Origin of the sequence: Nocardioides sp. SYSU D00038 (assembly GCF_016924665.1) — a bacterium.
Taxonomy (GTDB): domain Bacteria; phylum Actinomycetota; class Actinomycetes; order Propionibacteriales; family Nocardioidaceae; genus Nocardioides.
The window spans coordinates 27726-54360 of record NZ_JAFFJT010000016.1 but is presented as its reverse complement, the minus strand read 5'-3'; the positions used below and the strand labels follow the sequence as shown (position 1 = coordinate 54360).

Annotated in this window: 23 protein-coding genes, 1 tRNA gene and 1 other RNA gene; 17 read left to right on the top strand and 8 right to left on the bottom strand. The window is 73.6% G+C overall.

Annotated elements, in window-relative coordinates:
* Window positions 1-69: 69 nt before the first annotated feature.
* On the bottom strand, window positions 70-1242 hold the full coding sequence (locus JT721_RS08905) for a pyridoxal phosphate-dependent aminotransferase (RefSeq protein ID WP_307827962.1): 1173 nt from the start codon (window positions 1240-1242) through the stop codon (window positions 70-72).
* 130 nt (window positions 1243-1372) lie between these two features.
* Window positions 1373-2836, bottom strand: a complete 1464-nt coding sequence (locus JT721_RS08900) for an FAD-binding protein (protein WP_205472665.1) — start codon at window positions 2834-2836, stop codon at window positions 1373-1375.
* A 46-nt stretch (window positions 2837-2882) separates the two neighbouring features.
* Here JT721_RS08900 and JT721_RS08895 point away from each other — a divergent pair, with 46 nt between their 5' ends.
* Window positions 2883-3908, top strand: coding sequence for a TlpA disulfide reductase family protein (locus JT721_RS08895; protein WP_205472664.1), 1026 nt, complete (start codon window positions 2883-2885; stop codon window positions 3906-3908).
* A 189-nt stretch (window positions 3909-4097) separates the two neighbouring features.
* Window positions 4098-5594: a potassium/proton antiporter gene (locus JT721_RS08890; protein ID WP_205472663.1), complete on the top strand. Its 1497-nt coding sequence runs from the start codon at window positions 4098-4100 to the stop codon at window positions 5592-5594.
* A 16-nt stretch (window positions 5595-5610) separates the two neighbouring features.
* Here JT721_RS08890 and JT721_RS20785 read toward each other — a convergent pair whose 3' ends face one another.
* Both JT721_RS20785 and JT721_RS08880 read right to left on the bottom strand, forming a co-directional pair.
* Window positions 5611-6141: a LytR C-terminal domain-containing protein gene (locus JT721_RS20785; protein WP_205472662.1), complete on the bottom strand. Its 531-nt coding sequence runs from the start codon at window positions 6139-6141 to the stop codon at window positions 5611-5613.
* A complete protein-coding gene (locus JT721_RS08880) occupies window positions 6138-6434 on the bottom strand; it encodes a type II toxin-antitoxin system VapB family antitoxin (RefSeq protein ID WP_205472661.1) in 297 nt (98 codons plus the stop codon). Before JT721_RS08880 ends, JT721_RS20785 begins: the two co-directional genes overlap by 4 nt.
* Window positions 6435-6504: 70 nt before the next feature.
* Between JT721_RS08880 and JT721_RS08875 the strand changes: the two genes are divergently transcribed.
* On the top strand, window positions 6505-8085 hold the full coding sequence (locus JT721_RS08875; protein WP_205472660.1) for a helicase HerA-like domain-containing protein: 1581 nt from the start codon (window positions 6505-6507) through the stop codon (window positions 8083-8085).
* 111 nt (window positions 8086-8196) lie between these two features.
* Here the strand turns inward: JT721_RS08875 and JT721_RS08870 are convergent, their stop codons facing one another.
* The gene (locus JT721_RS08870) at window positions 8197-8373 is read right to left on the bottom strand and encodes a hypothetical protein (protein WP_205472658.1); all 177 of its coding nucleotides are present in this window, start codon (window positions 8371-8373) and stop codon (window positions 8197-8199) included.
* Window positions 8374-8543: 170 nt separating this feature from the next.
* Between JT721_RS08870 and JT721_RS08865 the strand changes: the two genes are divergently transcribed.
* Window positions 8544-9020, top strand: a complete 477-nt coding sequence (locus tag JT721_RS08865) for a nuclear transport factor 2 family protein (protein ID WP_307827961.1) — start codon at window positions 8544-8546, stop codon at window positions 9018-9020.
* Between the two features lie 25 nt (window positions 9021-9045).
* On the opposite strand, the gene eccCa is transcribed toward JT721_RS08865, so the two are convergent.
* Complete coding sequence (gene eccCa, locus JT721_RS08860; RefSeq protein ID WP_205472657.1) at window positions 9046-13035, bottom strand: type VII secretion protein EccCa; 3990 nt, start codon at window positions 13033-13035, stop codon at window positions 9046-9048.
* 152 nt (window positions 13036-13187) lie between these two features.
* Here eccCa and JT721_RS08855 point away from each other — a divergent pair, with 152 nt between their 5' ends.
* From JT721_RS08855 to JT721_RS08830, 6 genes are all read left to right on the top strand, one after another.
* Complete coding sequence (locus tag JT721_RS08855) at window positions 13188-14546, top strand: EsaB/YukD family protein (protein WP_205472656.1); 1359 nt, start codon at window positions 13188-13190, stop codon at window positions 14544-14546.
* 126 nt (window positions 14547-14672) lie between these two features.
* Complete coding sequence (locus JT721_RS08850; protein WP_205472655.1) at window positions 14673-15008, top strand: WXG100 family type VII secretion target; 336 nt, start codon at window positions 14673-14675, stop codon at window positions 15006-15008.
* 27 nt (window positions 15009-15035) lie between these two features.
* The gene (locus JT721_RS08845) at window positions 15036-15347 is read left to right on the top strand and encodes a WXG100 family type VII secretion target (protein ID WP_205472654.1); all 312 of its coding nucleotides are present in this window, start codon (window positions 15036-15038) and stop codon (window positions 15345-15347) included.
* A 116-nt stretch (window positions 15348-15463) separates the two neighbouring features.
* On the top strand, window positions 15464-16825 hold the full coding sequence (eccD, locus tag JT721_RS08840; protein WP_205472653.1) for a type VII secretion integral membrane protein EccD: 1362 nt from the start codon (window positions 15464-15466) through the stop codon (window positions 16823-16825).
* A gap of 4 nt (window positions 16826-16829) precedes the next feature.
* Entirely contained in the window at window positions 16830-18242 is a 1413-nt protein-coding gene (locus tag JT721_RS08835; RefSeq protein ID WP_205472652.1) for a type VII secretion protein EccB, read from the top strand.
* On the top strand, window positions 18239-19522 hold the full coding sequence (locus tag JT721_RS08830; RefSeq protein ID WP_205472650.1) for a S8 family serine peptidase: 1284 nt from the start codon (window positions 18239-18241) through the stop codon (window positions 19520-19522). Before JT721_RS08835 ends, JT721_RS08830 begins: the two co-directional genes overlap by 4 nt.
* Here the strand turns inward: JT721_RS08830 and rlmC are convergent.
* On the bottom strand, window positions 19492-20616 hold the full coding sequence (gene rlmC, locus JT721_RS08825; protein ID WP_205472648.1) for a 23S rRNA (uracil(747)-C(5))-methyltransferase RlmC: 1125 nt from the start codon (window positions 20614-20616) through the stop codon (window positions 19492-19494). The genes JT721_RS08830 and rlmC overlap by 31 nt on opposite strands.
* A gap of 77 nt (window positions 20617-20693) precedes the next feature.
* Window positions 20694-20778 (bottom strand) — tRNA-Ser (locus JT721_RS08820).
* A 113-nt stretch (window positions 20779-20891) separates the two neighbouring features.
* Between JT721_RS08820 and ffs the strand changes: the two genes are divergently transcribed.
* The 7 genes from ffs (at window position 20892) to JT721_RS08785 (ending at window position 26619) form a co-directional block, all read left to right on the top strand.
* An RNA gene (ffs, locus tag JT721_RS08815) (signal recognition particle sRNA small type) lies at window positions 20892-20982 on the top strand.
* Window positions 20983-21024: 42 nt separating this feature from the next.
* On the top strand, window positions 21025-21903 hold the full coding sequence (locus tag JT721_RS08810; RefSeq protein ID WP_205472646.1) for an ABC transporter substrate-binding protein: 879 nt from the start codon (window positions 21025-21027) through the stop codon (window positions 21901-21903).
* A complete protein-coding gene (locus tag JT721_RS08805; protein ID WP_205472645.1) occupies window positions 21900-22745 on the top strand; it encodes an amino acid ABC transporter permease in 846 nt (281 codons plus the stop codon). Before JT721_RS08810 ends, JT721_RS08805 begins: the two co-directional genes overlap by 4 nt.
* On the top strand, window positions 22742-23491 hold the full coding sequence (locus JT721_RS08800) for an amino acid ABC transporter ATP-binding protein (protein WP_205472644.1): 750 nt from the start codon (window positions 22742-22744) through the stop codon (window positions 23489-23491). Before JT721_RS08805 ends, JT721_RS08800 begins: the two co-directional genes overlap by 4 nt.
* Before the next feature lie 176 nt (window positions 23492-23667).
* Window positions 23668-24831: a CaiB/BaiF CoA-transferase family protein gene (locus JT721_RS08795; protein WP_275898782.1), complete on the top strand. Its 1164-nt coding sequence runs from the start codon at window positions 23668-23670 to the stop codon at window positions 24829-24831.
* A 58-nt stretch (window positions 24832-24889) separates the two neighbouring features.
* A complete protein-coding gene (locus tag JT721_RS08790; protein WP_205472643.1) occupies window positions 24890-26344 on the top strand; it encodes an NAD(P)/FAD-dependent oxidoreductase in 1455 nt (484 codons plus the stop codon).
* A gap of 80 nt (window positions 26345-26424) precedes the next feature.
* Window positions 26425-26619 (top strand): CsbD family protein, encoded by a 195-nt coding sequence (locus JT721_RS08785; RefSeq protein ID WP_205472642.1) that lies wholly within the window; start codon window positions 26425-26427, stop codon window positions 26617-26619.
* The last annotated feature ends 16 nt before the right edge of the window (window positions 26620-26635 follow it).

Genomic DNA, 26635 nt, shown 5'->3' with positions numbered 1-26635 from the left:
GCCCTCCGGGAAGCAGGCGTGTGGTCCACGCCGCTCCTCCCCGCGGCCCCGAAGCCGGAAACCCGGGGCTCAGAGGGCTGTGGAGAGCCGCTCGAGCGCCGCCTCGATCACCGCGCCCGGGCCGGCGAAGCTCATCCGCACGAAGCGCTGCCCGTCGACGGTGTCGAAGTCGACACCGGGGGCCATCGCCACCCCGGTGCGCGCGAGCAGGTCGTGGGTGAAGGCCATCGTGTCGTCGGTGAGGTGGCCGACGTCGGCGTAGACGTAGAACGCGCCGTCGGCCGGTGCCAGCCGCTCGATCCCCAGCCGGGGCAGGCCGTCGAGCAGCAGCCGGCGGTTGCCGGCGTAGCGCCGGACGTGGCCGTCGAGCTCGGCGTACGACGCCGGCGCGAACGCGGCGAGGCAGGCTCGCTGGGCGATCACCGGCGGGCAGATCGTGAAGTTGCCGGTGAGCACGTCGACCGCGCGGCGGAGGCGCTCGGGCACCAGCATCCAGCCGATCCGCCAGCCGGTCATCGAGAAGTACTTGCTGAACGAGCAGAACACCACGGCCTCGCGGCTGGTCTCCCAGGCGCTGCGCGCCAGCGGTGCCTCGCCGTCGAGCGGGGCGTACTCGATGCCGTGGTAGATCTCGTCGGAGATCAGCTGGATGCCGCGATCCTCGCAGTGGCGGGCCAGCGCGGCGAGCTCGTCGGGGAGCAACATGGTGCCGGTGGGGTTGGCCGGGCTGGCGATCACCAGCCCCCGCACGTCGTCGAGCGCGGCGACCTGCTCGACGGTGGGCTGGAATCGCGACTCCGGGCCGGTGGGGATCTCGACCACCTCGCAGCCGAGCGCGGTGAGGACGTTGCGGTAGCAGGGGTAGCCGGGCCGGGCCATCGCGACCCGGTCGCCGACCTCGAACGCCGCGAGGAACGCCAGCAGGAACCCGCCGCTGCTGCCGGTGGTCACCACGACCTCCTCGGCGGCGACCTCGATGCCGTGGGTGCGCCGGTGGTGCTCGGAGATGGCCTCCCGGAGCTCGCGGATCCCGGGCGCGGGGGTGTAGCCGAGGGGGTCGCCGCTGCCGAGCAGCCGCACCGCCTCCTCGGCGACGCTGCGCGGCGCGCCGGTGCTCGGCTGGCCGGCCAGCAGGTCGAGCAGGTCGCCGTGGGTGCGCTGCCGCTCGGTCGCCGCCGCCAGCAGGTCCATCACGTGGAACGGCGGCACGTTCGCCCGGGTCGCCACCTGGAAGCGGTTCACGCCTGCGACTGTACGGCGGGGAGTGGTTTCCCCGGTGAACCGGGGAAACCCGCACTGGTCGGCCGGAGTTCTGGCCGACAACCCGAGGTTCTGGCCGAGAGGTCGGGCGCCCACCCGGCCGGGTGGGGTCTCAGACCGGTGCGCTCAGCGCCGCGGCGTGCCGCCCGGCGCGGCGCCCGAAGAACGACCCCTCGCCGAGCTGGGTGCCCGAGCAGTAGCCCTGACCGTCCTGGGCGATGTTGGAGGCGCACGCGCCGGCGGCGTAGAGGCCGGGCACGACCGACCCGTCGGGCCGCACCGCCTCGCCGTCGACCGTAGTGCGGATGCCGCCGAGCGTGAACCCGGCGTACAGCGCGACGCCGAGCGACAGGTCGTAGACGCCCCACGGTCCGGTGGTCTGCGGGGCCAACCAGTCGGGGTGCTTGCCGAAGTCGGGGTCCTCGCCCCGCGCCGCGTGCTCGTTGTAGCGCGCCATGGTCGCGACCAGCGACCCCGCGGGCAGCCCGATCCCGGCCTCCATCTCGGCCACGGTCTCGTAGCCGTCGAGGAACTTCACCAGCGGCATCGTCTGCTCGTCCATGTGGTCGCTGTCGGCGATGAGGTACGCCGCGGAGTCGCGCTGCGCCATCACGTGGTACGACGTGCGGGCGTGGTAGCTGTCCTCGGCGACGAAGCGCTGCCCGTCCTTGTTGACGATCAGCCCCTTCACCAGCGACGACGGCGGGTAGAACGGCGCGGTGATGAACGGCTCGTCCATGTGCTTGAGCTCCGCTCCCGCGGAGGCGCCGAGCCGGATGCCGAGCCCGTCGTCGTAGGTGGACGCGAGCGGGAACAGCTTCGAGCCGAGCGCCGGGGTGTGCTCGGCGACCATCTCGGCGTTCGCGACGAAGCCGCCGGCCGCGACCACCACCCCGCGGGCGCGGACCAGGCCGGTCTCGGCGAAGCGCCGCCAGGCCACGCCCACCACGGCGCCGGCCTCGTCGGCGACGAGGTTGGTGGCGGCGGTCTCGTAGCGCACCTCGACCCCGGCCTCCTCGCAGCGCTGGCGCAGCAGGTCGACCACGATCCGGGCGCCCTCGGTGTCGCCCGGTACCGGCACCTTGTGGCCGCGCGGCGCCGGGACGGCCTGGTCGCGGTAGGGGAAGACCTTCTCGTTGCCGGTGTACATCAGGCCCTGGGTGCCGGGCTGGATGACCGCCTTCTCGGGGTAGAAGGAGCGCTCGAACTCGAAGCCCAGCGCCTCCAGCCAGTCGAAGTGCTCGACCGAGCCGTCGCAGTAGGCGCGGATCTTGTCGTGCTCGGGGTCGAGGGAGTTGGCGACGAGGTACTTGTACATCTCCTCGGCGGAGTCGTCGTGCCCGGTGGCGCGCTGCACGGCGGTGCCGCCGCCGAGGTAGAAGTGGCCGCCGGCCATGCACGTGGTCCCGCCCGCCACGGCGGCACGCTCGAGCAGCAGCACCCGCGCACCGGCCCGCGCCGCCTCCAGCGCCGCGCAGCCGCCGGCGATGCCGAACCCGATGACGACGACGTCGTGCTCCTCGGCGTCGGCGGGCAACCCGGAGGCGGGGAGGACGTCGGGAAGCGCGGTCGTCATGGGCGCAAATCTAGAACAAGTTCCAGTTCTGTGCGAAGGTGACCCGGTGCCGAGCCTGACCCTGGTCGACCTCGACGGACACGCCCACGAGCTCGCGGCCGAGGGCGGCCTCGTCGCGGCCGCCGACCTCACCGCCGCGACCGGCTGGGTGCTCAAGCCCGAGGGGCTGTGCCGCGACGAGACCTGCGTGCCGCTCCTCGGCCGGGTGGTCGCCGTCCCCGAGCGTCCCGACCGCATCGACCTCGCCGCGTGGGCCGCCGCCCTTGGGCTGCTCCTGGTCCACGACGCCGACGAGGGGGTCGCCGCCCTGGCGCCGAGCGCCGAGACCCATGCCCGCCAGGCCGCCGACGGCCGCGCCCCGTCCCTGGTACTGACGGACGTCGACGGCAACCCCGTCTCCTTCGACGAGCAGTCCGGCCACAAGCGGGTGCTGGTCACCTGGGCCAGCTGGTGCGGGTGCCGCCACGAGCTCGCCGGCTGGGAGCGGCTCCAGCAGGAGCTCGCCGACACCGGCCTCAAGCTGTTCTCGGTCGCGCTCGACGCCGACCCCGAGGACTCGCGGCCGTGGATCGAGGCCGGCGCGCCGTCGTACCCCGTCGCGGTCGACACCGCCCACGTCACCGCCGAGCGCTACGGCATCACCAACGTGCCGAGCGTGGTGTGGGTCGACGAGGACGACCGGATCGTGAAGCCGCCCACGATCGCGCCCGGCGACGACCAGTTCGTCGACTTCACGAAGATCTCCGCCGAGCAGCACCACGAGCTGCTGCGGGCCTGGGCGCGCGACGGGGTGCTGCCCGAGAGCGCGGACGCCGAGCCACCGGTGCGCACCGACGACGAGCAGCGGGCGCTCGCCCACCGCCGGGTCGCGGCCCACCTGCAGCGCTCGGGTCGCACCGACGCCGCCCGGCGCCACCTCGCGGCCGCCCAGGAGCTCGCCCCCTGGGACTGGACCGTGCGCCGCGGCGGCATCGCGATGACCGGCGGCGACCCGTTCCTCGGCGAGGAGTTCACGTCGTTCTGGGAGGAGTGGGACGCCGCCGGGCGTCCCGGCTACACGCCCACCACCTGAGCTCGCACCCTCCCGGAGGCCATCCCGGGGGGTCAACTGGAGCGCCACCTGGAGCGCCACCTGGAGCGCCACCTGGAGCGCCACCTGGAGCGCCAGCTGGAGGGCCGTCCGGCGTCGCGCGCGCGGTCGGGGCGGAGGCGGGGCGCCGATAGACTGCGGACTCGCCGCCCCTGCTCCCCGCGAGGTGACATGTCCTTCGACGTCCACGCACTCGACACCGCTGTGCTGTGGGGGTCCGGGGTCACGCTGCTGGCCATCCTCGCGGTGCGGGTCTCGTCGCGCGCCGGGCTGCCGAGCCTCCTGATCTACCTGCTCATGGGCGTCGCGCTGGGGGAGTCCGGGCTGGGCATCCAGTTCGAGGACGCCCAGCTCGCCCACGCGCTCGGCTTCGCGGCGCTGGCGGTCATCCTCGCCGAGGGCGGGCTCACCACGAGCTGGGCCGACATCAAGCCGTCGATGAGGCTCGGCGCCTCGCTGGCCACCATCGGTGTCTCGGTCTCGGTGGCGGTGGTCGCGGTGCTGGGCCACTACGTCCTCGGCCTGCCCTGGGAGCTGGCGGTGCTGCTCGGGGCGGTGACCTCGCCCACCGACGCCGCAGCGGTCTTCTCGGTGCTGCGCACCGTGCCACTGCCGCGCCGGGTGGTCGGTCCGCTCGAGGCCGAGTCGGGGCTCAACGACGCCCCCACGGTCGTGCTCGTCACGCTGGTCTCCACCCACGCGGTCGCCGACAACGGCGTGCTCGGCGCGGTCGGCATCGTGGTCTTCGAGCTGGCCGTGGGCCTCGCCTTCGGCCTGGCCGCGGGCTTCGGCGGCGCCTGGGTGATGCGCCGGGTCGCCCTGCCCTCCTCCGGCCTCTACCCGTTGGCCGTGCTCTGCCTGGCCTTCCTCGGCTACGGCGCCGCCGCGGCCGTGCACGCCTCCGGCTTCGCCGCGATCTACGTCGCCGCGCTGGTGCTCGGCAACTCCGAGCTGCCCCACCGCGCGGCCACCCGCTCGTTCAGCGAGGGCATCGCGTGGCTCGCGCAGATCGGTCTCTTCGTCATGCTCGGGCTGCTGCTCTCGCCCGGGCGGATCGACCTCGACATCGTCGGGCTGGCCCTGGTCGCGGGGCTGGTGCTCACGCTGGTCGCCCGGCCGCTGTCGGTGGTGCTCAGCGCGGTGGTGCAGCCCCGGCCCTGGCGCGAGCTCGGCTTCGTCTCGTGGGCGGGGCTGCGCGGCGCCGTGCCGATCGTGCTCACGACCATCCCGCTCGCGGAGGGGGTCGACGACGCCGAGCGCCTCTTCGACATCGTGTTCGTGATGGTGGTCGTCTACACGCTGCTCACGGGACCCACGCTGCCCACGGTCGCCCGGGTGCTGCGGGTCGCCCGGCGCTCCGAGCCGCGCGACCTCGACATCGAGGCGGCCCCGCTGGAGCGGGTGGCCGCCGACCTGCTCCAGGTCACGATCAGCCCGGCCTCCCGGATGCACGGCGTGGAGGTCGGCGAGCTGCGGCTGCCGCGCGGCGCGTCGGTGTCGATGGTGATCCGCGACGGCGAGACGCTGGTGCCCGAGCGCCGGACCGTGCTGCGCCACGGCGACGACCTGCTGGTCGTCACGCCGCGCAAGGTGCGGGTGCAGACCGAGGAGCGGCTGCGCCAGGTCAGCCTGAAGGGCCGGCTGGCCCAGTGGCTCGACGACCGCTAGCCGGTCACCGGCGTGGTCAGAGCGGAGTCTCGGTCGCGGTCGGGTCGCTGGGGCCGCAGACGACCGCGTCCTCCTCCACGGCGACGTTGCGGGCACCCTTGCGCAGGTCGTCGGAGAAGCGGTCGCCCACCCAGACCTCGATCGCCGGCCCGGCGTTCGGGTCCTCGACGATCTTGACCTTGCTGCCCACCCACGAGCGCAGCAGCTGCACGGCGGGGCTGTCGCGGTCGGTCGTGTGGATCTCGGCCCGCCGCACGCGCACGTCGCCGGGCACGTTGCCGACGCCGCCGCGCACGAAGCCCTCCTCGACGAGCAGCGACATCGTGCGCCCGGCCAGGCCCTCGCGGTTGCTGGCGTTGAGGACGCTGACGGTCACCTCGGTCGGGTTGAGCATGGAGCCGGCGGTGACCTCCTTCTCCTCGCACAACGGCGGGTCCTCGCTCTGCGGGAACGGCTCGGTCATCGCCGAGAAACCCCAGGCGACGCCGCCGACCAGCAGCACCACCAGCGTCGCGAGGGTCGCGGCGGTCCGCGCGCTCGGGCTCACGACGCCACCGGGTGCACGCGGGCGTGCAGGACGCTGCGCTGCTGCAGGGCCGCGCGCAGCGCGCGGTGCAGGCCGTCCTCGAGGTAGTACTCGCCCCGCCACTCCACGACGTGGGCGAACAGGTCGCCGTAGAACGTCGAGTCCTCGTCGAGGAGCGCCGCGAGCTGCAGCGTGTCCTTGGTGGTGATCAGCTGGTCCAGGCGCACCGGTCGGGGCGGCACCGCGGCCCACGCGCTGGACGACAGCCCGTGGTCGGGGTACGGCCGTCCGTCGCCCACGCGCTTGAAGATCACGCGGCGAGTGTAACGAGCGCCCGGCTCCGCGCCCTCCCGCCGCCGGGACCGGCACCCTAGGGTGGCCGCCATGAGCGAGACGCCCGGCGCCCACGCCGACAGCCCCGTCGTCCAGCAGGTCGCCCCCGGCTACTCCTTCGAGGGCACCGCCCTCGAGCTGGGCGGCCTGATGCTCGACGCCGAGACCCTCACCGACACCCGGATCCGGATCCCGCTGGCGATGCTCAACCGCCACGGCCTGGTCGCGGGCGCCACCGGCACCGGCAAGACCAAGACCCTCCAGCTGCTCGCCGAGCAGCTCAGCAGCAACGGCGTGCCGGTGTTCGCCGCCGACGTCAAGGGCGACCTCTCCGGGCTCGCCACGCCCGGCGAGCCCAGCGACAAGCTCTCGGCCCGCACCGCCTCGGTGGGCCAGCAGTGGGAGGCCCGCGGCTTCCCGGTCGAGTTCTACGCGCTCGGCGGCCAGGGCACCGGCATCCCGCTGCGGGTCACCATGTCGGCGTTCGGCCCCACCCTGCTCAGCAAGGTGCTCGGGCTCAACGACACCCAGGAGTCCTCGCTCGGGCTGGTCTTCCACTACGCCGACAAGGCCGGCCTGCCGCTGCTCGACCTCGCCGACCTGCGGGCGGTGGTCGCCCACCTCACCAGCGACGAGGGCAAGGCCGACCTCAAGGACCTCGGCGGCCTCTCGGCTGCGACCGCCGGCGTCATCCTGCGCGAGCTGATCGGGTTCCAGGACCAGGGCGCCGACGCCTTCTTCGGCGAGCCGGAGTTCGAGAGCGCCGACCTGCTGCAGACCACCCCCGACGGCCGCGGGCTGATCTCGCTGGTCGAGCTGCCCCGCCTCCAGGACCGCCCCGCCGTCTTCTCGACGTTCCTGATGTGGCTGCTCGCCGACCTGTTCCACGACCTGCCCGAGGTCGGCGACGCCGACCAGCCCAAGCTCGTCTTCTTCTTCGACGAGGCCCACCTGCTCTTCCGCGACGCCTCCAAGGCGTTCCTCGACCAGGTCGCCCAGACGGTGCGGCTGATCCGGTCGAAGGCGGTCGGCGTCTTCTTCGTGACCCAGAGCCCCACCGACGTGCCCGACGAGGTGCTGGCCCAGCTCGGCTCCCGGGTGCAGCACCAGCTGCGCGCCCACACCCCCAACGACGCCAAGGCGCTGCGGGCCACGGTCGACACCTACCCCAGCTCGGCCTACGACGACCTGGGCGAGGTCATCACCAGCCTCGGCATCGGCGAGGCGATCGTGACGGTGATGAACGAGCGGGGCGCGCCCACGCCCGTCGCCTGGACCCGGCTCCGGGCGCCGGAGTCGCTCATGGACCCCAGCGACCCCGCGCTGATGGAGTCGACGGTGACCTCGAGCCCGCGGCACGCCAAGTACGCCAAGTCCGTCGACCGCGAGTCGGCCCGCGAGCTGCTCGCCGCCAAGCTCGAGGCCGGGGCGGCCAAGGAGGCCGAGGACGCCGCGGCGACCGACGCCGCCACGGCCAAGGCATCCGAGGCCAAGGCCCGGGCGAAGCGGTCGCCGGCGAAGAAGGACGGCAGCATCGTCCGCGACGTCGTGGAGTCGAGCGCGTTCAAGGACGTGCTGCGCACCGCGGCCCGCGAGGTCGTGCGCGGCCTGTTCAAGACCGGGCGCCGCTGAGCCGGTCGTCGCCCCCGGCCCGCACGCAACGGCGGCCGGCCCCTCGGGGACCGGCCGCCGTGCTGGTGCTTGCGTCGGTATGTGGGCAGTGCGTGACTGCCGCGCGCGTGGTCAGGCAGACCAGCGCAGCCCGTCGTCGACGAAGTCGGCGAGGGCGTGCACCCCGCGCAGGTCGTCCCGCTCGAGCATCAGCTGCGAGAGGGCCTGCGAGTGCCGGGACTTGAGGCTCATCCGCTGCTCGATGATGCGCTCGACGTCCCGGTCGGCGCCGTGGGTGGGGTTCTCCATCTTCTGGCCTCCTGACGGTGGTGGTGGGACCGGTGGCCACCGGGTGCTCCCAGAGTGGACGGCAAAGGTCGCCGGAAGGTTGACGGCCGGTTACAGGCTCGTCTCACGACCGGCCAGCACGGTGTGACGTGCCCCACCCGCGGTCGGTTCCGCCGCGGTAGGTTGCCCGCGTGACCGACTCCGAGGCGATCCAGCGGCTGCTCGACATCCACGACATCAGCCGGCTCAAGCACCGCTACCTGCGCACGCTCGACACCAAGCAGTGGGACGAGTTCGAGGGCTGCTTCGTGCCCGAGGCCACCGGCGACTACAACGGGCTGGTCTTCGACGACCGGGCCGCGCTGGTGTCGTACATGCGCGAGAACCTCGGCGATGGACTGCTCACCCTCCACCAGGCCCACCACCCCGAGATCGAGGTCGACGGCGACACCGCCACCGGCCGGTGGTACCTGCAGGACAAGGTGATCGTCGATGCCTTCAAGTTCATGCTCGAGGGCGCCGCGATCTACGACGACCGCTACGTCCGCACCGCCGACGGCTGGCGGGTGGCCCACACCGGCTACCGCCGCACCTACGAGGCGACCTACGACCTCACCGACCTGCCGGGGCTGAAGATCTCCGGCCCCGGCGTGCACACCCACACCTGAGTCGGGCGCCGAATCAGGAGCCGGGTCAGGCGGTGGGCTCCGTCCAGGCGAGCTGCACCATCTCCACGCCGCGGTCGCGGGTCACCAGCCGGCCGCGGCCCGGCGGAAGCGGCGTCGGGCGGAGGTTGCCGATCAGCGGACCCTCCTCGGCGCTGCCGGAGAGCAGCAGGCCGGGCATCGCCAGGTCGCGCAGGGTCTGGATGACCGGTTCGTAGAGCGCGCGCGAGGCACCGCCGGCGCGCCGGGCCACGGCGACGTGCAGGCCGGTGTCGCGGGCCTGGGCCAGCAGCGGCTGCAGCGCTGCGACCGGCGAGGCCTGCTGGGTGGCGACCAGGTCGTAGTCGTCGACCAGCACGAAGACCTCGGCCCCGCTCCACCACGACCGGTTGCGCAGCTGGTCGGGGGTGACGTCCGGCCCCGGGATCCGGTTCTCCAGGTACGCCGCGAGGTCGCGCAGCGCGGGCTGGGCCTGGGTCGCGGAGGTGAGGTAGTTGAGCAGGTACTCCTCGGGCACCTCGCCCAGCATCGAGCGGCGGTAGTCGACCACCACGAGCTGCGCCTCCTGCGGGCTGCGGGTGCGCATGATCTCCCGCGCCAGCGCGCGCAGCATCGCGCTCTTGCCGGACCGGCCGTCGCCGAGCACCAGCAGGTGGGGCTCGGAGTCGGGGTCGAGCCCCACGGGGGCCAGCTCCTTCTCGTTGATGCCGATCAGCAGCGGTCCGCCGTCCCCGCTCCCGGTGCGCGCGGCCTGGGCCCGCACCTCGTCGAGGGAGATCTTGTCGGGCAGCAGCCTGAGCTTGGGACCGCTCGGGCCGGTCCAGGCGTCCGCCACCCGGGCGACCAGGTCGTCGACACCGTCGCCCAGGCTGGCGGCCTCGGGGTTGCCGTCGATGCGCGGGAGGGCCGCCAGCCAGTGCAGCTTGCTGGAGATCAGGCCCCGGCCCGGTCGGCCGGTCGGCACCAGCGAGGCGACCTTGCGGTCGATCTCGGAGTCGAGGGCGTCGCCGAGCCGCAGCTCGAGCTTGGTGCCGAACATGTCGCGCATCGCGGCGCGGAAGTCCGCCCACCGCGAGGCCGAGGCAAGGATGTGAAGGCCGAAGGTGAGGCCCCGGGTGGAGAGCTGCTGGAGCTCGAGCTCGAGGTCGTCGAACTCCGCGCGCAGCGTGCCCCACCCGTCGACGACGAGGAACACGTCGCCGTAGCCGTCGTCGGCGCGGCCCTGGGCGCGGCGGGTGCGGTAGGTCTCGATCGAGTCGATGCCGTTGCTGCGGAAGTAGGCCTCGCGGCGGTCGACCACGCCCTTGAGCTCGGCGACCACGCGCCGTACGACGTCGGGCTCGGAGCGGGTGCCGACCCCGGCCACGTGGGGCAGCCGGGCGAGCGGGGCGAAGGTGCCGCCGCCGAAGTCGAGCACGAAGAACTGCGACTCCAGCGGCGTGGTGGTCAGCGCCATGCTGGTCACGACCGTGCGCAGCGCGGTGCTCTTGCCGCTGCGCGGACCGCCCACCACGGCGACGTGACCGGCCGAGCCGCTGACGTCGATGGTGAGGGTGTCGCGGCGCTGCTCGCGCGGCCGGTCGACGGTGCCGAGGGGCACGACGAGCCCGCCCAGCGCCCGCCACTGCGCGGAGACCAGCCCGAGCGCCGGGTCGACGGCCAGGTCGGGCATCAGCTCGTCGAGCGTGTCGGGCACGTCGAGCGGGGGCAGCCAGACCTGGTGGGCGGCCGGGCCGTGGCCGGCCATCCGCTCGACCGCGACCTCGAGCAGCGGCTCCTGCTCGTCCACCGGCTCCGGCGGCGCTTCCGGCTCGGGCTCGGGTAGCTCGAGCGACTGCACCTCCGAGATCGTGAACGGCAGGATGCCCTGCAGCTTGCCGCCCTCGTCGCGGCGCACCCGCACCCGCCCCGACGGCGGCCCCGAGACGTACGCCGCCTTGAACCGCAGCATCGTGGTCGGGTCGGGCTTGAGGTAGCCCAGGCCCGGGACCGCCGGCAGCTCGTAGGCGTCGGGGACGCCGAGCACCGATCGCGACTCCTGGGCCGAGAACGTGCGCAGGCCGACCCGGTAGGACAGGTGCGACTCCAGGCCGCGCAGCCGGCCCTCCTCCAGGCGCTGCGAGGCGAGCAGCAGGTGCAGGCCCAGCGAGCGGCCGAGCCGGCCGATGGCGACGAACAGGTCGATGAACTCGGGCTTGGCCGAGAGCATCTCGGAGAACTCGTCGACGACGATGAACAGCGACGGCATCGGCGCCAGCGGCTCGCCCGCGGCTCGGGCCTTCTCGTAGTCGCGGATCGAGGCGAAGTTGCCCGCCTCGCGCAGCAGCTCCTGGCGACGCACCATCTCGCCCGAGAGGGCGTCCTGCATCCGGTCGACGAGCGTGAGCTCCTGGGCGAGGTTGGTGATCACCGCCGACACGTGCGGCATCTCGGCCATGCCGGCGAACGTCGCGCCGCCCTTGAAGTCGACGAGCACGAGGTTGAGCTGCTCCGGCGAGTGGGTCATCGCGAGCCCGAGCACCAGCGTGCGCAGGAACTCCGACTTGCCCGAACCGGTGGCGCCGATCACCAGCCCGTGCGGGCCCATGCCCTGCTGGGCCGACTCCTTGATGTCGAGGTGCACCAGCCCCCCGCCGTCACCGGTGCCGATCGGCACCCGCAGCCGGTCGCGCGCGGGCCGCGCCCGCCAAGCGGTCCCGGTGTCGAAGGCCCGCACGTCGCCGAGGCCGAGCAGCTCCATGAAGTCCGCGCTGGCGGTCAGGTCGGGTGCGGCCGACTCGACGACGCCGGTGGTCACGGTGTGCAGCGGGGTCAGCCGACGCGCGAACGCCTCGGCCGTCGACAGGTCGCACTGGTCGACCTTCGCCGCGATCGGCTCCTCGCGCAGCCGCAGCGCCTGCACCGCCTGGCGCCCCTCCTCGACCTCCTCGCCGGTGAGCTGGAGCCGCAGCCGGCTGGCGTCCTCGAGCTCGTCCCACCGGGCCGGCAGGTCGAGCACGGTCACGCCGTGCACGCCGTCGGGCGGCACCACGTGGTTGCCGGGCGGCAGCTCGCCGCCGTCGACGACGAGCAGGATGTGCGGCGCGGCGGGCCGCTCGTCGGCGCCGAACCGGGGTCGCTCGGAGAGGTCGGGCGGCAGCAGCGTCGCGAGCTCGTCGATCGACGTCGACACCATCCGCATCGGGCCGACGGCGTCCGACTCCTGGGGGCTCTGCGCGTGGGGCAGCCACTTCACCCAGTCCCAGTGGGCGAGGTTCTGGTCGGAGGCGAGCACCGCCACGACGAGGTGGTCGGGGGAGTGGAACGCCGTCGCCGAGCAGATCATCGCCCGAGCCAGCGCGCGGGCCGGCTCCTCGGGCCCGCAGACCTCGACCCGGTCGAAGGCCTGGAGGTCGACCGCCGCCGGGAGGTCGGGCTGCACCCGGTGCACGAGCAGCAGCCGGTGCAGCGCCGACGCGGCGGCCGGGTCGACCTGGTCGATCGGCGCGCTCTCGGGCGGCACCAGCTCGAGCGAGAGCGGCTGGTGGCACACGCCGTAGCGCACGTGGAGGAAGCGCGGGTCGGCGCTGCCGTGCTCCCACAGCCGGGAGCGCTCGGCCGCGAGCGCGGGCAGCGTGCGCGGGTCGGGGTGGTGCCAGGTCAGCGCCCGCCGCTGCTGCTCGGCCGCCTCGCGCGCCACCTGGCGCACGTTGGCCAGGTAGCGCAGGTACTCCGTGCGCGACCCGGTGACCTGCTGCACGCGCTGCTTCCGCTGCCGGTCGAGCTGGACGACGATGAAGCCGATCGTGGCGAAGAGGAACATGCCGGCCGCGATGTAGTGGCGGCCGCCGGTGTCGCGTCCGGCCATGGTCGCGACCAGCACGATCGAGCCGAGGCTGCCGAGCATCGGGATGGCGTTCATCAGCACGCCGGAGGCACCCTCGTGCTGCTCGATCAGCGGGGGTGCCTGGAGCTTGACCTGACCGCTGGGGAGCTCGGGCTCGTCGAGCCGCCCGCCGCGCAGCGCCGTGCTGGTCACTGGGTGCCACCTTCCGGGAGTCCGCGGCACCGGGCCTGCGGTCGTACGTCGTCGGGCAGGCAGGAACGGTCGGACTAACCTGCCACCACGGGGGTACTACCCCGATCGTCGTCGGTTGACGCACGACATCGTGGACCACTCGGGAGGGCGGCATGCAGGCAGGCGGGCGGGTCGCCGGCAGCCTGGCCCTGACCGTCCACGGCCCGGCCGGCGTCATCGACCTGGTGGTCCCGGGCGAGGCGCGCTTCTCCGACGTCGCCCGCGAGTACGCCGCCCAGTGCCGGCTGCCGGCGCCGCCCGCGCTCCGCAGCACCGGCGGCGCCGCCCTCGCCCCCGACGACACCCTCAGCCGGGCCGGGGTCCGCACCGGCGACCTGCTGGTGGCCGAGGGGGCCGTGCGCGCCGCCGCGGTCGTCCCCCGGCGCGAGGCGCCCGAGCGGGCGGCCGGTCCCGGCGCGGGTGCGGCGGCCTGGTGCTGCGTCGCCACCGCGCTCTCGGTGCTCGCCGGCTGGTTCGCGGCCCGCGCCGACGGCACCCACCACGACGCGGCGGTCGCGATCCTCGCCGCCACCGCGGCGCTCGCCCTGGTGCCGGTCGGCCGCCACGTCACGGCCCGGCTGGTGGTCGCCCCCGCCGTGGCCGGCGCGGCGGCGTACGCCGTCGCCTGGGGGCCGGGGCCGGAGCGGTTGCCCACCGTGCTCGGCGTGGCCGCGCTGGTCGCCGCGGTGACCGCGGCCGTGGCCCGCGCGCTGGACCGGCGGGCCGAGGAGGCGCTGCGGGTCTGGATGGTGGTGGGCGGCGCGGTGTTCGTCGTCTCCGCGGCCGGAGCGCTGCTCGGCACCGCGCCCCAGGTCGTGTGGGCGGTGCTGCTGCTGGCGGCGATGCTGGCGGCCAGGTTCGTGCCCGCGCTGGCCGTCGACGTGCCCGACCAGTACCTCATCGACATCGAGCGGCTCGCGGTCACCGCGTGGTCGGCGCGCGAGCGGCCCTCCGGGCGGCGCGGGCGCACCCTGGTGCCGCCGGAGGCCGTCGCCGCGGTGGCCGAGCGCGGCACCCGCCTGGTGGTGGCGGCGAGCGCGGCCACGTGGGCGGTCGCCGCGGTCAGCGCGCCGATGCTGCTCGCCACCGCCACCCTGCCGGTCGACCGGGTCGGCGCGCGGGCGGTGGTCCTCCTGGCCGGGGCCGCGCTCCTGCTGGCGGCCCGCAGCTACCGCCACGCGGTCGCCCGCGCGCTGCTCCGCGGCGCGGGGCTGACCTGCTGGGCGGCGCTGCTGGCGGTGCTCCTCGAGCGGGTCGGAGCCGGGCGCGGCACCGCTGCGGCGATCGCGATCATCCTGCTCGCCGCGCTGCTGGTGGTGGTCGCGGTCGCGACCGGCCGCGGCTGGCGCTCGGCGTGGTGGTCGCGCCGGGCCGAGGTGGCCGAGGGCCTGGCCGGGGCGTTCGCCATCGGCGCCGCCGTCGTCGCGGTCGGCCTGTTCCGCACCCTGTGGGAAATCAAGTTCCGTGTTTAGCGGTGGGGGGCCCGGGTAGACCGCTGGATGTCCGGCCAGGAGCTCACCGGGCGCCAGCACCATCCCAGCCAGACAACCCCAGACTTCAAGCGGCCGGACGTGCCGCCTCGGGAAAGGAAGGGCACCATGGCCCACGAGAACACCTACGGACAGGGAGAGGGCACCCTCACCCGGGCGGCCGCCCTGGTCGCGGAGGCCAAGGTCGACTTCGACCGCCTCGCCGGCACCCTCGAGAGCAACATCGCCAACCTCCACGGCAAGTGGGGCGGCTCCGGCAGCCGGGCGTTCCAGATCCTCCAGGAGGCCTGGCAGGAGAAGCAGCGCATGATCGTGGGCGCGCTCAACGAGTTCGAGAACTCGCTGCAGGTCACCGAGCGCACCAACGTCGCCACCGACGAGCAGCAGGGCGACTACTACACCCGCACGGCGTCCCGTCTCGGCGACGTCTCCACGTCCGTCTGACCGCCGTAGACCGAAGGGACCCACGACATGACCGACTTCAACGCCCTCGACGGCATCCTCGTCCAGCACGCCGGGCTCGACCAGGCCGGCGCCGACCTCCACCAGATGGTCAAGGACATCGACGACCGCATGAACCGGCTCGAGAGCGAGCTGCAGCCGCTGCGCCACGAGTGGCACGGTGAGGCGCAGAACGCCTACACCGCCGCCAAGGCCAAGTGGGACTGGGCGATCCTGCAGATGCGCAACCTGCTCGACGAGACCGGGCAGACCGTCTACCAGTCGAACTCGGAGTACCGCGCCGCCGACGTCCGGGGTGCGAACCAGTTCACCCAGATGTGAGCACGACGCCACCCGCGAGGGTGGTCTGACCCGAGGGGGTCGGCGCCTGGCGCCGGCCCCCTCGGGGTCCGTACGAGACCGAGCTGCCGAGCCGAGCCGACACAGCGGGAGGTGCCGTGACCCAGGCCCCAGTCAGCCCCACGGGCATGGTCAAGGTGACCGTCGCCTCCGGCACCCGCCGGGTCGACCTGGTGCTCCCCGGCACGGTCCCGGTCGCGGAGCTGCTGCCCGAGCTCGCCCGCAGCGTGGGGCTGCTCGACGCCACCTCCGTGCATGGCGGCTACCGCGTCGTGACCTCCGACGGCCGGCACCTCGTGCCGGACAGCGGCCTGGTCAGCCAGGGCGTCGAGGACGGCGGCCTGCTCACCGTCACCGCCGGGGTCGACGAGCCCGCGCCGCGCGTCTACGACGATGTCGTCGAGGCGATGACCGACGTCGTCGAGCGCGACCTGCGGCCCTGGTCACCGGCGTCCGGCCGGCGCACCGCCCTCGCGGCGAGCGCACTGTTGATGGCGCTCGGCGCGGTGGCCCTCGCCGTGCAGCACGAGTCGCTGCTGGCCGGCGTCGCGGCCGGGGTGGTCGCGCTCGCGCTGGTCGCGGGCGCCATCGTGCTCAGCCGGGTGCAGCGCGAGACCGAGGCGGCGGTCGCCGTGGCCTGGATGGGCGCGGCGTACGCCGGTGTGGCCGGCGCGATGCTGGCCATGCGCGGCATCGACTCCCCGTTCTTCGAGGCGCCGGTGGCGTGCGCCGGCGGCGCCGCCCTGCTCGCCGGGCTGGTGTGCGCGGTCGGCCTGGGCGAGGGTCGGGCGCTCGCCATCCCGCCCGTGGTGGTGGGCGCGGTGTTCCTGGCCGCCGGGCTGCTGCTGCGAGTCGTCGACGCCGACCCGGGCGTCGTGCTGACCACAGCGCTGGTGCTGGTCGTGCTCGCCGGCAGCATCTTCCCCTGGCTCGCCCTCGGCGTGACCTCGACCGACGTGGACCAGCTGTTCACGACCAGCGACATCACCGCCGACCCCGAGGCGATCGACGCCGACCGGGTCGCGGCCGACGCGCGGGTCGCCCACGAGATCCTGGTGGCGGTGACCGCGACCGTCGGCCTGCTGCTGGTGCTGGTCGCGCCGCTCGCGGTCGACCTCGGCCTGTGGGGCACGCTGCTCGCCGTCGTCGCGTGCCTGGTCGTGGTGCTGCGCACCCGCCAGTACCGCACCGGCAACGAGGTGCTCGTCGGGCTCGGCTCCGGCATCCTCGGCCTGGTCTCGGTGGGGCTGTCGCTGCTCTTCATGCACCCGTCGTGGCGGCCGACCGCGGCGGTCGTGCTGGCCGCGGCGGGCGGCGTGCTGCTGGCCGCGACGCTGCTGCCGTCGGCGCCGTCGCTGCGGCGCGGCCGGCTCGGCGACCTGGCCGAGTCGGTGACCCTGCTGGCGATGCTGCCGCTGCTGGTGCTGGCAACCGGCGTGTTCGACGCGGTGGCGGGCTGACGCCGTGGCGACCAAGAAGGACCTGGTCGAGGCGCACGCCTTCAGCCGCCGCCGCCTGGTCACGGCGTTCCTCTCCGGGGCGCCCGGCGGCCGCGAGGTGGAGCCGTCGCGCCCGGGGCGGACGATCGTCGGCGGGCTGGCGCTCTCGGTGCTGCTCATCGCCGGAGCCGCGATCGCGGCCGTGCTGGTGGGGCGCACCGAGGAGGACTGGAACGACCGCGGCCTGATCATCTCCAGCGACAAGGGGACGCCGTACATCATCCTGGAGAAGGCGGACCCGCCGCTGCTGCGCCCGCTGGCCAACGTCACCTCGGCCCAGCTGATCCTCGGGGCCGACGCCGACCCGACGTTCGTCGACCAGGAGACCATCAACCAGCAGGTCCCCGGCGACTACATCGGCATCTTCGGTGCCCCCTCGGAGCTGCCGACCACCGACTCGTTCGTCTCGTCCGGGTGGACCGCCTGCACCGGCCCGGGCCTCGGGGTGGCGGCACGGGTGGCCGACCGGCCCCAGGTCGACCGGCTGCCCGAGCGGGCCGGCTTCCTCGTCGAGAACGCCGGCGACTACTACGTGATCGCCACCGTGCAGGAGGGGCTCGGCCCGCGGCGCGCCTACCGCTACCCCGTGGTCGACGCCGAGAACCAGGACCTGATGCTGGGTGAGCTCGGGCTGCCGCCGCGCTCCGACGCGGTGCCGGTGCCCGAGTCGTGGCTCTCGCTGTTCCCGCTCGGCGGCACCCTCGGCTTCGAGAGCTTCGACCTCACCGGGATCGGCGAGCCCGCGCCCGGGGGCGGGACGGTGGGGCAATACCTCGAGGGCCCCGGCGGCACCAGCCTGGTGCTGACCGCCGACGGCCCGGCGCGGCTCAGCGAGTTCGCGCTGACCGTCTACAAGTACGCCACGCTCCCGGGCGGCGGGCAGCCGCAGCCGATGCCGGCCGGGGCGACCCCGCCGGCGCAGACGCAGACCGGCGGCGTCCACGACGAGGCGCTGTGGCCGGAGTTCACGCTGCAGGAGGTGCGCGGGCAGCACTGCGCCGTGCTCGACCCGCAGCCCGACGACGTCCCGCTGGTCGGTCTGGCCACCGACCCCACCGGCGCCGCCTCGGCCGAGGACCTCACCGACCCCGACGACTTCGACGTCACCGTGCAGGCGGGACGCGGGGCGTTCGTCCGCGCCGGCGACTGGGACGAGACGACGAGCTCGCAGTTCTTCGTGGTCGACAGCCGCGCCGACGTGTTCGCCCTGATCGGCGGCGAGACCCTGGCGAACCTCGACTACGACGCCGACGAGGCGCCCGTCGTGCCCGACGCCTGGCTCGACCTGTTCACGCCGGGCGTGGCGCTGTCGACCGAGGCCGCGCTCTGCCCGCCCGACCCGGACCCCGAGCCGACGCCCGACCAGGACTGCCAGTGACCTCGCCGCGGCCCGGGGTGCTGGTCGCCGGCTCGCTGGCGGCGGGCCTGCTGGTGGCCGCGCCCGCCACCCCGGCGGTGGCGGCGGTCGAGGCGGACTGCACGGAGGTGACGACCACGACCGAGCCGGTGGCCACCGATCGGCGCAGCGAGCCGCTGGAGCTGCTCGGGATGGACGACGTCGACGCCGAGCTCGAGCGCCGCGGCCGCCGTCCGGGCCAGGGCGTCGTGGTCGCGGTCGTCGACTCCGGCGTCGCACCGTCGGCCGACGTGGCGTTCGCCGGGCGGGAGTCGTTCGTGCCGTCGGCGGAGGTGACCTACCACCACGGCACCGCCGTGGCGGGGCTGATCGCCGGCCGACCGCAGGGCGACCAGCGGATCGGCATCGCGCCGGCCGCGCGGATCCTCGACCTCAAGGTCTACGACGACCCTGTCGGCTCGACCGACAACGGCACCGAGCCGGTGCGGACCCCCGCGGTGGTCGCCGCGCTCCGCTCCGCGCTCCGCAAGGCCAAGGCGGGGATGAACCTGCGGGTCGTCAACGTCTCGCTGGCGCTGCCCGACGACCCGCGGGTCGAGAGGCAGGTGCGCCGGCTGTGGCGTGCCGGTGCGGTGGTGGTCGCGCCCAGCGGCAACCGTCCGCAGGGGTCCGACGACCCGTTCTACGAGACGTTCCCGGAGTTCGTGCCGGGCGAGAACGCCGCTGAGGTCGTCTTCCCGGCCGGCTACGACGACGTGGTGGCCGTGAGCACCACCGCCGACGGGGCCGGCCGAGGCGACGACCCGACTCCCTGGGTGCTGTGGAACACCGCGACCGACCTCGCGGCCCCCACCGCGGGCGGGGTGTCGTTCTCGGTCAACGGCGGCACCTGCCTGCTCACCGAGCCCGCGACGTCCTGGGCCGCGGCCGAGGTGAGCGGCGTGCTGGCGCTGCTCCAGTCGGTCTACGACGAGTCGCCCGCGCGCGCGGTGGCCCGGCTGCTCGCCACGGCCGACGGCCGGCCCGACGTGCCCAACCCGCTGGCCGGGGCCGGGGTGGTGCGCCCGCTCGAGGCGCTGACCCGGCCCCTGCGCATCGACGAGGACGGCACGCCCGAGCAGGTGCGCGTCGAGCCGGCGCCGCAGAAGGCCGACGCGCCGCAGCGCCCGCCCGACGTGCTCGCCGAGACCCGGCACGACGCCGTGTGGTGGGGGCTGCTGGGCGGCGCGGCGCTGGTGCTGGCCGTCGTGCTCCGACCGGTGCTGAGCCGTCAGCGCTCGAGGCGCACCACGACCTCGTAGTGCGAGGTCTGCGGGAACATGTCGACCAGCCTCCCCTGCACCGGTCGCAGCGACGGCATCAGCGCCAGGTCGCGGGCGAGCGACTCGGCGTTGCAGCTGGAGTAGATGACCGCGCCCACGCCGCTCTCCTCGAGCCAGGTGCTGAGCGCCGGGCCGAGCCCGCGCCTCGGCGGGTTGACCACGACCAGGTCGGGCGGGGCCGGCTGTGCGAGCGCCCACCCGGTCGCGTCGGCGGCGACGAAGGCGAGCCCGGGCAGGCCGGTCGCGTCGCGGGTCTGCTCGGCGCTGGTCTGTTGGGCACTGGCGACCGCCTCCACGCTCACCTCGACGCCGGTCACGGTGCGCTCGGGCGCCGCGAGATGGAGGGCGAAGCCGCCGACGCCGCAGTAGAGGTCCCAGACGGTGCTGGGAGCGAGCTCGTCGGCCCAGGCGCGCGCCTGGCGGTAGAGCACCTCGGCCATCGCGGTGTTGGTCTGGAAGAAGCTCTGCGGGCGCAGGTGGAGGTCGAGCCCGGCGACCCGCATCGGCAGCGACACCTGCTCGGTCAGCACGATCTCGCGCTCGCCCTCGAGCACCGCCTTGTGCTCCGGCTGGAGGTTGACGCTGGCGACGACCAGGGCCGGCAGCCGCTCGTGCAGCCAGGGCAGGTGCTTGCGCAGCCGGGCCACGGGCTCCTGCGACCGCAGCACCCAGCGCACCAACAGGCCGCCCGCGGGCGACTCGGTGACCAGCAGGTGCTTGAGCTCGCCGCGGCGGCCGGGGACGTCGTACGGCGTGAGGCCGGCGCGGGTGACGTGCTCGGCGAGCACCGGCAGCGCCGCCGCGATGCCGGGGGTGTGCAGCCCGCAGTCGCGCAGGTCGACGCCTCCGCCGCGGGGGTCGAGGATGCCGAGCGTGGGTGCGTCGACCGGGCCGGCGACCACCATCTTGGCCTTGTTGCGGAAGCCCGCCTCGGGCCCGGCCGCCGCCGGCAGCCAGGTGGTGTCGACCAGCCCGGCAACGTGCTGCTGCTTGGCAACCAGCTGGTCGGCGTGCGGCACCGCCAGCCAGCTGCACGAGCGGCAGCGGCCGGCGTCGAAGTGGTGGCACTGCACCCGACGAGGCTACGGCGGGACCCGTGGGGACGCGGACGGCGCCGTACCCCACGAGGGTGCGGCGCCGTCCGGATCGGCGGAGGATAGGGGATTCGAACCCCTGAGGGCGTTAACCCAACCCGCTTTCCAAGCGAGCGCCATAGGCCACTAGGCGAATCCTCCGCCGAGGAGGTTACCGGTGGTCGGCGGGCCGGGCGAAATCGCCCGCCGCCGGTCGGGCGGCGGGGGAGGACCGGGATTGGTGGCGGCCCGAGCGCTCACCTACACTCGGGACCAACCCCCCGTGTGGCGGCATCTTGCCGAACTCCCCCAGGGCCGGAAGGCAGCAAGGGTAAGCGAGCTCTGTCGGGTGCGCGGGGGGCCTCTGCATTTCCGGTGTTTCCCTACCGGAGCCCTAGGCTTTGGGTCATGCGTCTGCGTCGTAGCGCCATCCTGGCCGTCCCTGCCCTGCTCCTCGCCGTCGGCTGCGCGCCGGCCGAGGACGACGACACCGCCTCCGACTCGGGCGGCGGCGCATCCCCCTCCGCCGCCGAGGAGTGCGCGACGGAGTCGCTACCCACGAAGAAGCCGGGCACGCTGACCGTCGGCACCGACTCGCCGGCGTACGAGCCCTGGTTCGTCGACGACGACCCGACCAACGGGCAGGGCTTCGAGTCGGCGGTGGCCTACGCCGTCGCCGAGGAGCTCGGCTTCGAGCAGGCCGACGTCACCTGGGTGACGGTGCCGTTCAACAACTCCTACGCGCCGGGGCCCAAGGAGTTCGACTTCGACATCAACCAGATCTCGATCACCCCGGAGCGGGCCCGCGTCGTCGACTTCTCCGACGGCTACTACTCCGCGGCCCAGGCCGTGATCGCCCTCGAGGGGTCGCCCGCGGCCGACGTGGCCAGCATCGCCGAGCTCGCCGACTTCAAGCTCGGCGCCCAGACCGGCACCACGTCGCTCACCGCGATCCGCGACGTCATCAAGCCCGCCGAGGAGCCGCTGGTCTTCGACGACACCAACGTCGCCAAGCAGGCCATGCAGAACGGCCAGGTCGACGCGATCCTCGCCGACCTGCCTACCGCGTTCTACATCTCCGCGGTCGAGATCGAGGGCAGCAGCATCATCGGCCAGTTCCAGCCCGCGGTCGGGCAGCAGGAGGAGTTCGGGCTGCTGTTCGAGAAGGACAACCCGCTCGTCGGCTGCGTCAACCAGGCGCTGGCCGCGCTGCGCGAGGACGGCACCCTCGAGGAGCTCGAGACCGAGTGGCTCTCGACCGTGGTGGACGTCCCCGAGCTGCAGTGAGCTGGTCACCCAGCGCCCGCGAGCGCGAGCGCCGCGCCGTACGCCAACGGCTGCGGCGGCGCGGCCTTCTCGTCGCGGCGCTCGCGACGGTGGTGTTCTTCGGGGTGCTGGTGACCGTGGTGGTCACCTCGCCGGGGTGGCCGACCGTGCGGGCGACGTTCTTCGACTGGCACCACGCCCGGGAGTCGTTCCCCTCGATCCTCGAGGGGTTCTGGAAGAACGTCCGGATGTTCCTGATCGCCCAGCCGATCATCCTCGCGCTCGGCCTGGCCATTGCGCTGGCCCGGCAGTCGCGGGCACCGTGGCTGGTGCCGGTGCGCGCGCTCGCCGTCGCCTGGACTGACGTGTTCCGCGGCATCCCCACGCTGGTGCTGGTCTTCCTGCTGGTGTTCGGGATGCCGTCGCTCGGGCTGTCCGGGCTGCCGACCGGCATCTTCTTCTGGGCCACGGTGGCGCTGGTGATCTCGTACTCGGCGTACGTCGCCGAGGTGTTCCGCTCCGGCATCGAGTCGATCCACCCGTCCCAGGTCGCCAGCGCGCAGGCGCTCGGCCTGAGCCGGGCCCAGGCGCTGCGGTTCGTGGTGGTGCCACAGGCGGTGCGGCGCGTGGTGCCGCCGTTGCTCAACGACTTCATCTCGCTGCAGAAGGACACCGCGCTCGTGGCCTCGGTCTCGCTGTTCGACGCGCTCTACAGCGCGCGCGACTACGCCAACTACAACTTCAACTTCACGCCGTACGTCGTGGTCGCGCTGTTCTTCATCGTGATGACGGTGCCGCTCGCGCGGTTCACCGACTGGCTCTCGCGCCGCTACCGCGAGCGCGAGCGGGCGGGGGCGCTGTGAGCGCGCCGCTGCTGGAGCTGGTGGGGCTCCGCAAGACCTACGGCGACCGGGTGGTCCTCGACGACGTCTCGCTGTCGGTCTCCGCCGGCGACGTGGTGTGCCTGATCGGGTCGTCGGGCTCGGGCAAGTCGACGCTGCTGCGCTGCATCGACCTGCTGGAGGACGTCGACGACGGCGTGATCCGCCTCGACGGCGAGGAGATCTCCGACCCGCTCGTCGACCCACGGCTGGTGCGGCAGCGGATCGGGATGGTCTTCCAGGCCTACAACCTCTTCCCCCACCTCACGGTCCTCGACAACTGCACCCTCGCGCCGCGCCGGGTGCAGGGGCTCTCGCGGGCCCAGGCCGAGACCCGCGCGCACGAGCTGCTCGACCGGTTCGGGCTGGGTGAGCACGTCGCCAAGCACCCCGACCGGCTCTCCGGCGGCCAGCAGCAGCGGGTCGCCCTGGTGCGGGCCCTGTGCGCCCGCCCGGAGCTGCTGCTCCTCGACGAGATCACCGCCGCCCTCGACCCCGAGCTGGTCGGCGACGTGCTCGCGATCGTGCGCGAGCTCGCCGCCGAGGGCACCACGATGATCCTCGCCACCCACGAGATGTCGTTCGCCCGCGACGTCGCCACCACCGTCTGCTTCCTCAGCGAGGGCCGGATCCTCGAGCAGGGCCCGCCCGCCCAGATCTTCTCCATGCCTCGTGAGGAGCGGACCCGGCAGTTCCTGAGCCGGGTGCTGCCGGGTGGCGGTGAGTGAGCCGTCGTTCGATCGCGTCAGATCGGGGCCTGCTCGGCGGCGACCCGGGCAGCGGTGCGTGAGGCGCCGTTCGACCACACGAAACCGGGGCCTGCTCACCGTCGCCCGGCGGCGACCACGCCCACCCCCACGACCACCACCTCCCACCGTGACACCAGAACTGTCATGATCGGCCCATGAGCATCGAGCTGGGGCAGGGGACGGGACCGCTGCGGGGCGTGAAGGTCGTGGAGATCGCGGGGATCGGGCCGGGCCCGCACGCGTGCATGATCCTGGCGGACCTCGGGGCCGACGTGATCAGGATCGAGCGGCCGGGCGGGCAGGCGCTCGCGGGCGGGAAGACGATGCTGCTCAACCGGGGCCGGCCGAGCGTGGCGCTCGACCTCAAGCAGCCCGAGGCGGTGGCGACCGTGCTCGAGCTGGTGCGCGGCGCCGACGTGGTGATCGAGGGGATGCGGCCCGGGGTCACCGAGCGGCTCGGGCTGGGGCCCGCCGACTGCCTCGCGGTCAACCCGCGGGTCGTCTACGGCCGGATGACGGGGTGGGGCCAGGACGGCCCGCTGGCGCAGTCGGCCGGTCACGACATGAACTACATCGCGATCACCGGCGCGCTGTTCGGGATGGGCCAGGACCCCGCCCGTCCGCACTTCCCGAGCAACTTGGTCGGCGACTTCGGCGGCGGGTCGACGTACCTGGTGATCGGGATCCTGGCCGCCCTGCTGGAGGCGCGGATCTCGGGGGAGGGGCAGGTGGTCGACGCCGCGATCGTCGACGGCACCGCCCACCTCAACGCGATGACCGCGGCCTTCCTCGCCTCGGGCGGCTACCAGGAGGAGCGGGGTGCCAACCTGCTCGACGGCGGCGTGCCCTTCTACGACGTCTACGAGACCGCCGACGGCAAGCACGTGTCGGTGGGGGCGCTGGAGCCCCAGTTCTTCGACACCCTGGTGACGCTGCTCGGGGTGAAGGAGACCTGCCCCGGGCAGGCCGACCTCGAGCAGTACGACGAGATGCGGCGAGTCCTCAACGAGGCGTTCCTCGGGCGCAGCCAGGCCGAGTGGGTGGAGCTGTTCGAGGGCACGGACGCCTGCGTGGCCGGGATCGTGCCGATCAGCGAGGCGTTCGAGCACCCGCACCTCAAGGCCCGCGAGACCTTCGTCGAGCGGCACGGCATGACCCAGCCGGCGCCGGCGCCGCGGTTCTCCCGCACCCGGGCGAGCCTGGGGCTGCCGCCCCCCGCCGCCGGCGAGCACACCGCCGAGGCGCTGGCCGCGTGGGGGATCGCCGACGTCGCCGGCCTGCTCGAGCGCGGCGTCGCCGTGCAGGCCGAGCCGGAGTGACGCACGTCGTACTGTTGAACATCTGTCAATAGGCCGCGATCTCGGCTACCGTCGTCGCATGGTCGAGAACAATCCCGAGCACGTCGACGTCCTCGTCATCGGTGCCGGCCTGTCCGGCATCGGCGCGGCCTGCCAGCTGAGGCAGCGGCTGCCGGAGAAGTCGGTCGCGGTGCTGGAGATGCGCGAGGCGTCCGGCGGCACCTGGGACCTGTTCCGCTACCCCGGCATCCGCTCCGACTCCGACATGTTCACCTTCGGCTACCGCTGGCGGCCGTGGCCCAGCGACACCGCCCTGGCCGACGGTGGGCTGATCCTCGACTACGTGCGCACGGTCGCGGAGGAGAACGGCGTCGACCGGCTGATCCGCTACCGCCACAAGGTGGTCGGCGCCAGCTTCGACAGCGCCACCGCCCGCTGGACCGTCGACCTCCTCGTCGACGGCGAGCCGGCCACCATGGCCACCGACTTCCTGTGGGGCTGCTCGGGCTACTACGACTACGACGAGGGCCACGCGCCGCAGTTCCCCGGCATCGAGCACTACGCCGGCCAGGTCGTGCACCCGCAGTTCTGGCCCGAGGACCTCGACCACACCGGCAAGCGGGTCGTGGTGATCGGCAGCGGCGCCACCGCGATCACCCTCGTGCCCGCCATGGCCGGCACCGCCGAGCACGTGACGATGCTGCAGCGCTCGCCGACGTACATCCTCAGCCAGCCGGCGCAGGACCCCGTGGCCCGCGCGCTGCGGTTCCTGCCCGAGGCGGTGCGCTACCCCGTGGTGCGCTGGAAGAACGTGCTCCAGCTGGTCGGCAGCTACCAGCTCGCCCGCCGGCAGCCGGCGCTGGTGAAGAAGGTGATCCGCAACCTCACCGAGAAGCAGCTGCCCGAGCAGTACGGCATCGACGTCGACAAGCACTTCACCCCGTCCTACGACCCGTGGGACCAGCGGTTGTGCGTCGTGCCGCGCGGTGACCTGTTCAAGGCGCTGCGCGCCGGCACCGCGTCGGTCGTCACCGACACCATCGAGACCTTCACCGAGCGGGGCATCCGGCTCACCTCCGGCGAGGAGCTGGAGGCCGACGTCGTGGTCACGGCCACCGGGCTCAAGCTCAAGGCCTTCGGTGGGGTCGGCCTGGTGGTCGACGGCCGCAAGGTCGACCTGTCGGAGTCGATGACCTACAAGGCCCTGATGCTCAGCGGGGTGCCGAACTTCGCCTACACGATCGGCTACACCAACGCCTCGTGGACGCTCAAGGCCGACCTGGTCAGCGACTACGTCGTCCGGCTGCTGACCCACATGGACGAACGCGGGCTGCGGACGGTGGTGCCCGTGCGCGACGACTCGGTGGGCGAGCTGCCGTTTATGGACCTGGCGTCGGGCTACATCCTGCGCGCGCTCGACGACCTGCCCAAGCAGGGCGACCGCGCCCCGTGGCAGCTCAAGCAGAACTACCTGACCGACCTGCGCACCATCCGGCGCGGCGCGATCGAGGATGGCGTGCTGGCGTTCTCGTGAGCGTCGCCTCGGGTTTGTCCGTGGTCGGGCCCGGGCACCGGAGCGGTCCATGCACGAGTCGACGAGTCGGAGGTGACCCGATGGGTCTCAAGGACAAGGCCGAGAACAAGCTGCAGGACCTCGGCGGCCAGGGCAAGGAGGCCGCCGGCCGCGCGACCGACGACCACGAGCTCGAGGCCGAGGGTCGCGGCGACCAGGCGGAGTCGAAGGTCAAGGACGCCGGCGAGAAGGCCAAGGACGCCCTGGGCGACGTCAAGGACGCGTTCAAGAAGTAGCAACGAGACAGCAACG

What these genes read in the sequence shown, in the direction of transcription:
- JT721_RS08900 (WP_205472665.1), bottom strand. Translation starts at nt 2,836, where the DNA reads ATGACGACCGCGCTTCCCGACGTCCTCCCCGCCTCCGGGTTGCCCGCC.
- JT721_RS08890 (WP_205472663.1), top strand. Translation starts at nt 4,098, where the DNA reads ATGTCCTTCGACGTCCACGCACTCGACACCGCTGTGCTGTGGGGGTCC.
- JT721_RS08875 (WP_205472660.1), top strand. Translation starts at nt 6,505, where the DNA reads ATGAGCGAGACGCCCGGCGCCCACGCCGACAGCCCCGTCGTCCAGCAG.
- JT721_RS08870 (WP_205472658.1), bottom strand. Translation starts at nt 8,373, where the DNA reads ATGGAGAACCCCACCCACGGCGCCGACCGGGACGTCGAGCGCATCATC.
- JT721_RS08855 (WP_205472656.1), top strand. Translation starts at nt 13,188, where the DNA reads ATGCAGGCAGGCGGGCGGGTCGCCGGCAGCCTGGCCCTGACCGTCCAC.
- JT721_RS08850 (WP_205472655.1), top strand. Translation starts at nt 14,673, where the DNA reads ATGGCCCACGAGAACACCTACGGACAGGGAGAGGGCACCCTCACCCGG.
- JT721_RS08845 (WP_205472654.1), top strand. Translation starts at nt 15,036, where the DNA reads ATGACCGACTTCAACGCCCTCGACGGCATCCTCGTCCAGCACGCCGGG.
- JT721_RS08810 (WP_205472646.1), top strand. Translation starts at nt 21,025, where the DNA reads ATGCGTCTGCGTCGTAGCGCCATCCTGGCCGTCCCTGCCCTGCTCCTC.
- JT721_RS08795 (WP_275898782.1), top strand. Translation starts at nt 23,668, where the DNA reads ATGAGCATCGAGCTGGGGCAGGGGACGGGACCGCTGCGGGGCGTGAAG.
- JT721_RS08790 (WP_205472643.1), top strand. Translation starts at nt 24,890, where the DNA reads ATGGTCGAGAACAATCCCGAGCACGTCGACGTCCTCGTCATCGGTGCC.
- JT721_RS08785 (WP_205472642.1), top strand. Translation starts at nt 26,425, where the DNA reads ATGGGTCTCAAGGACAAGGCCGAGAACAAGCTGCAGGACCTCGGCGGC.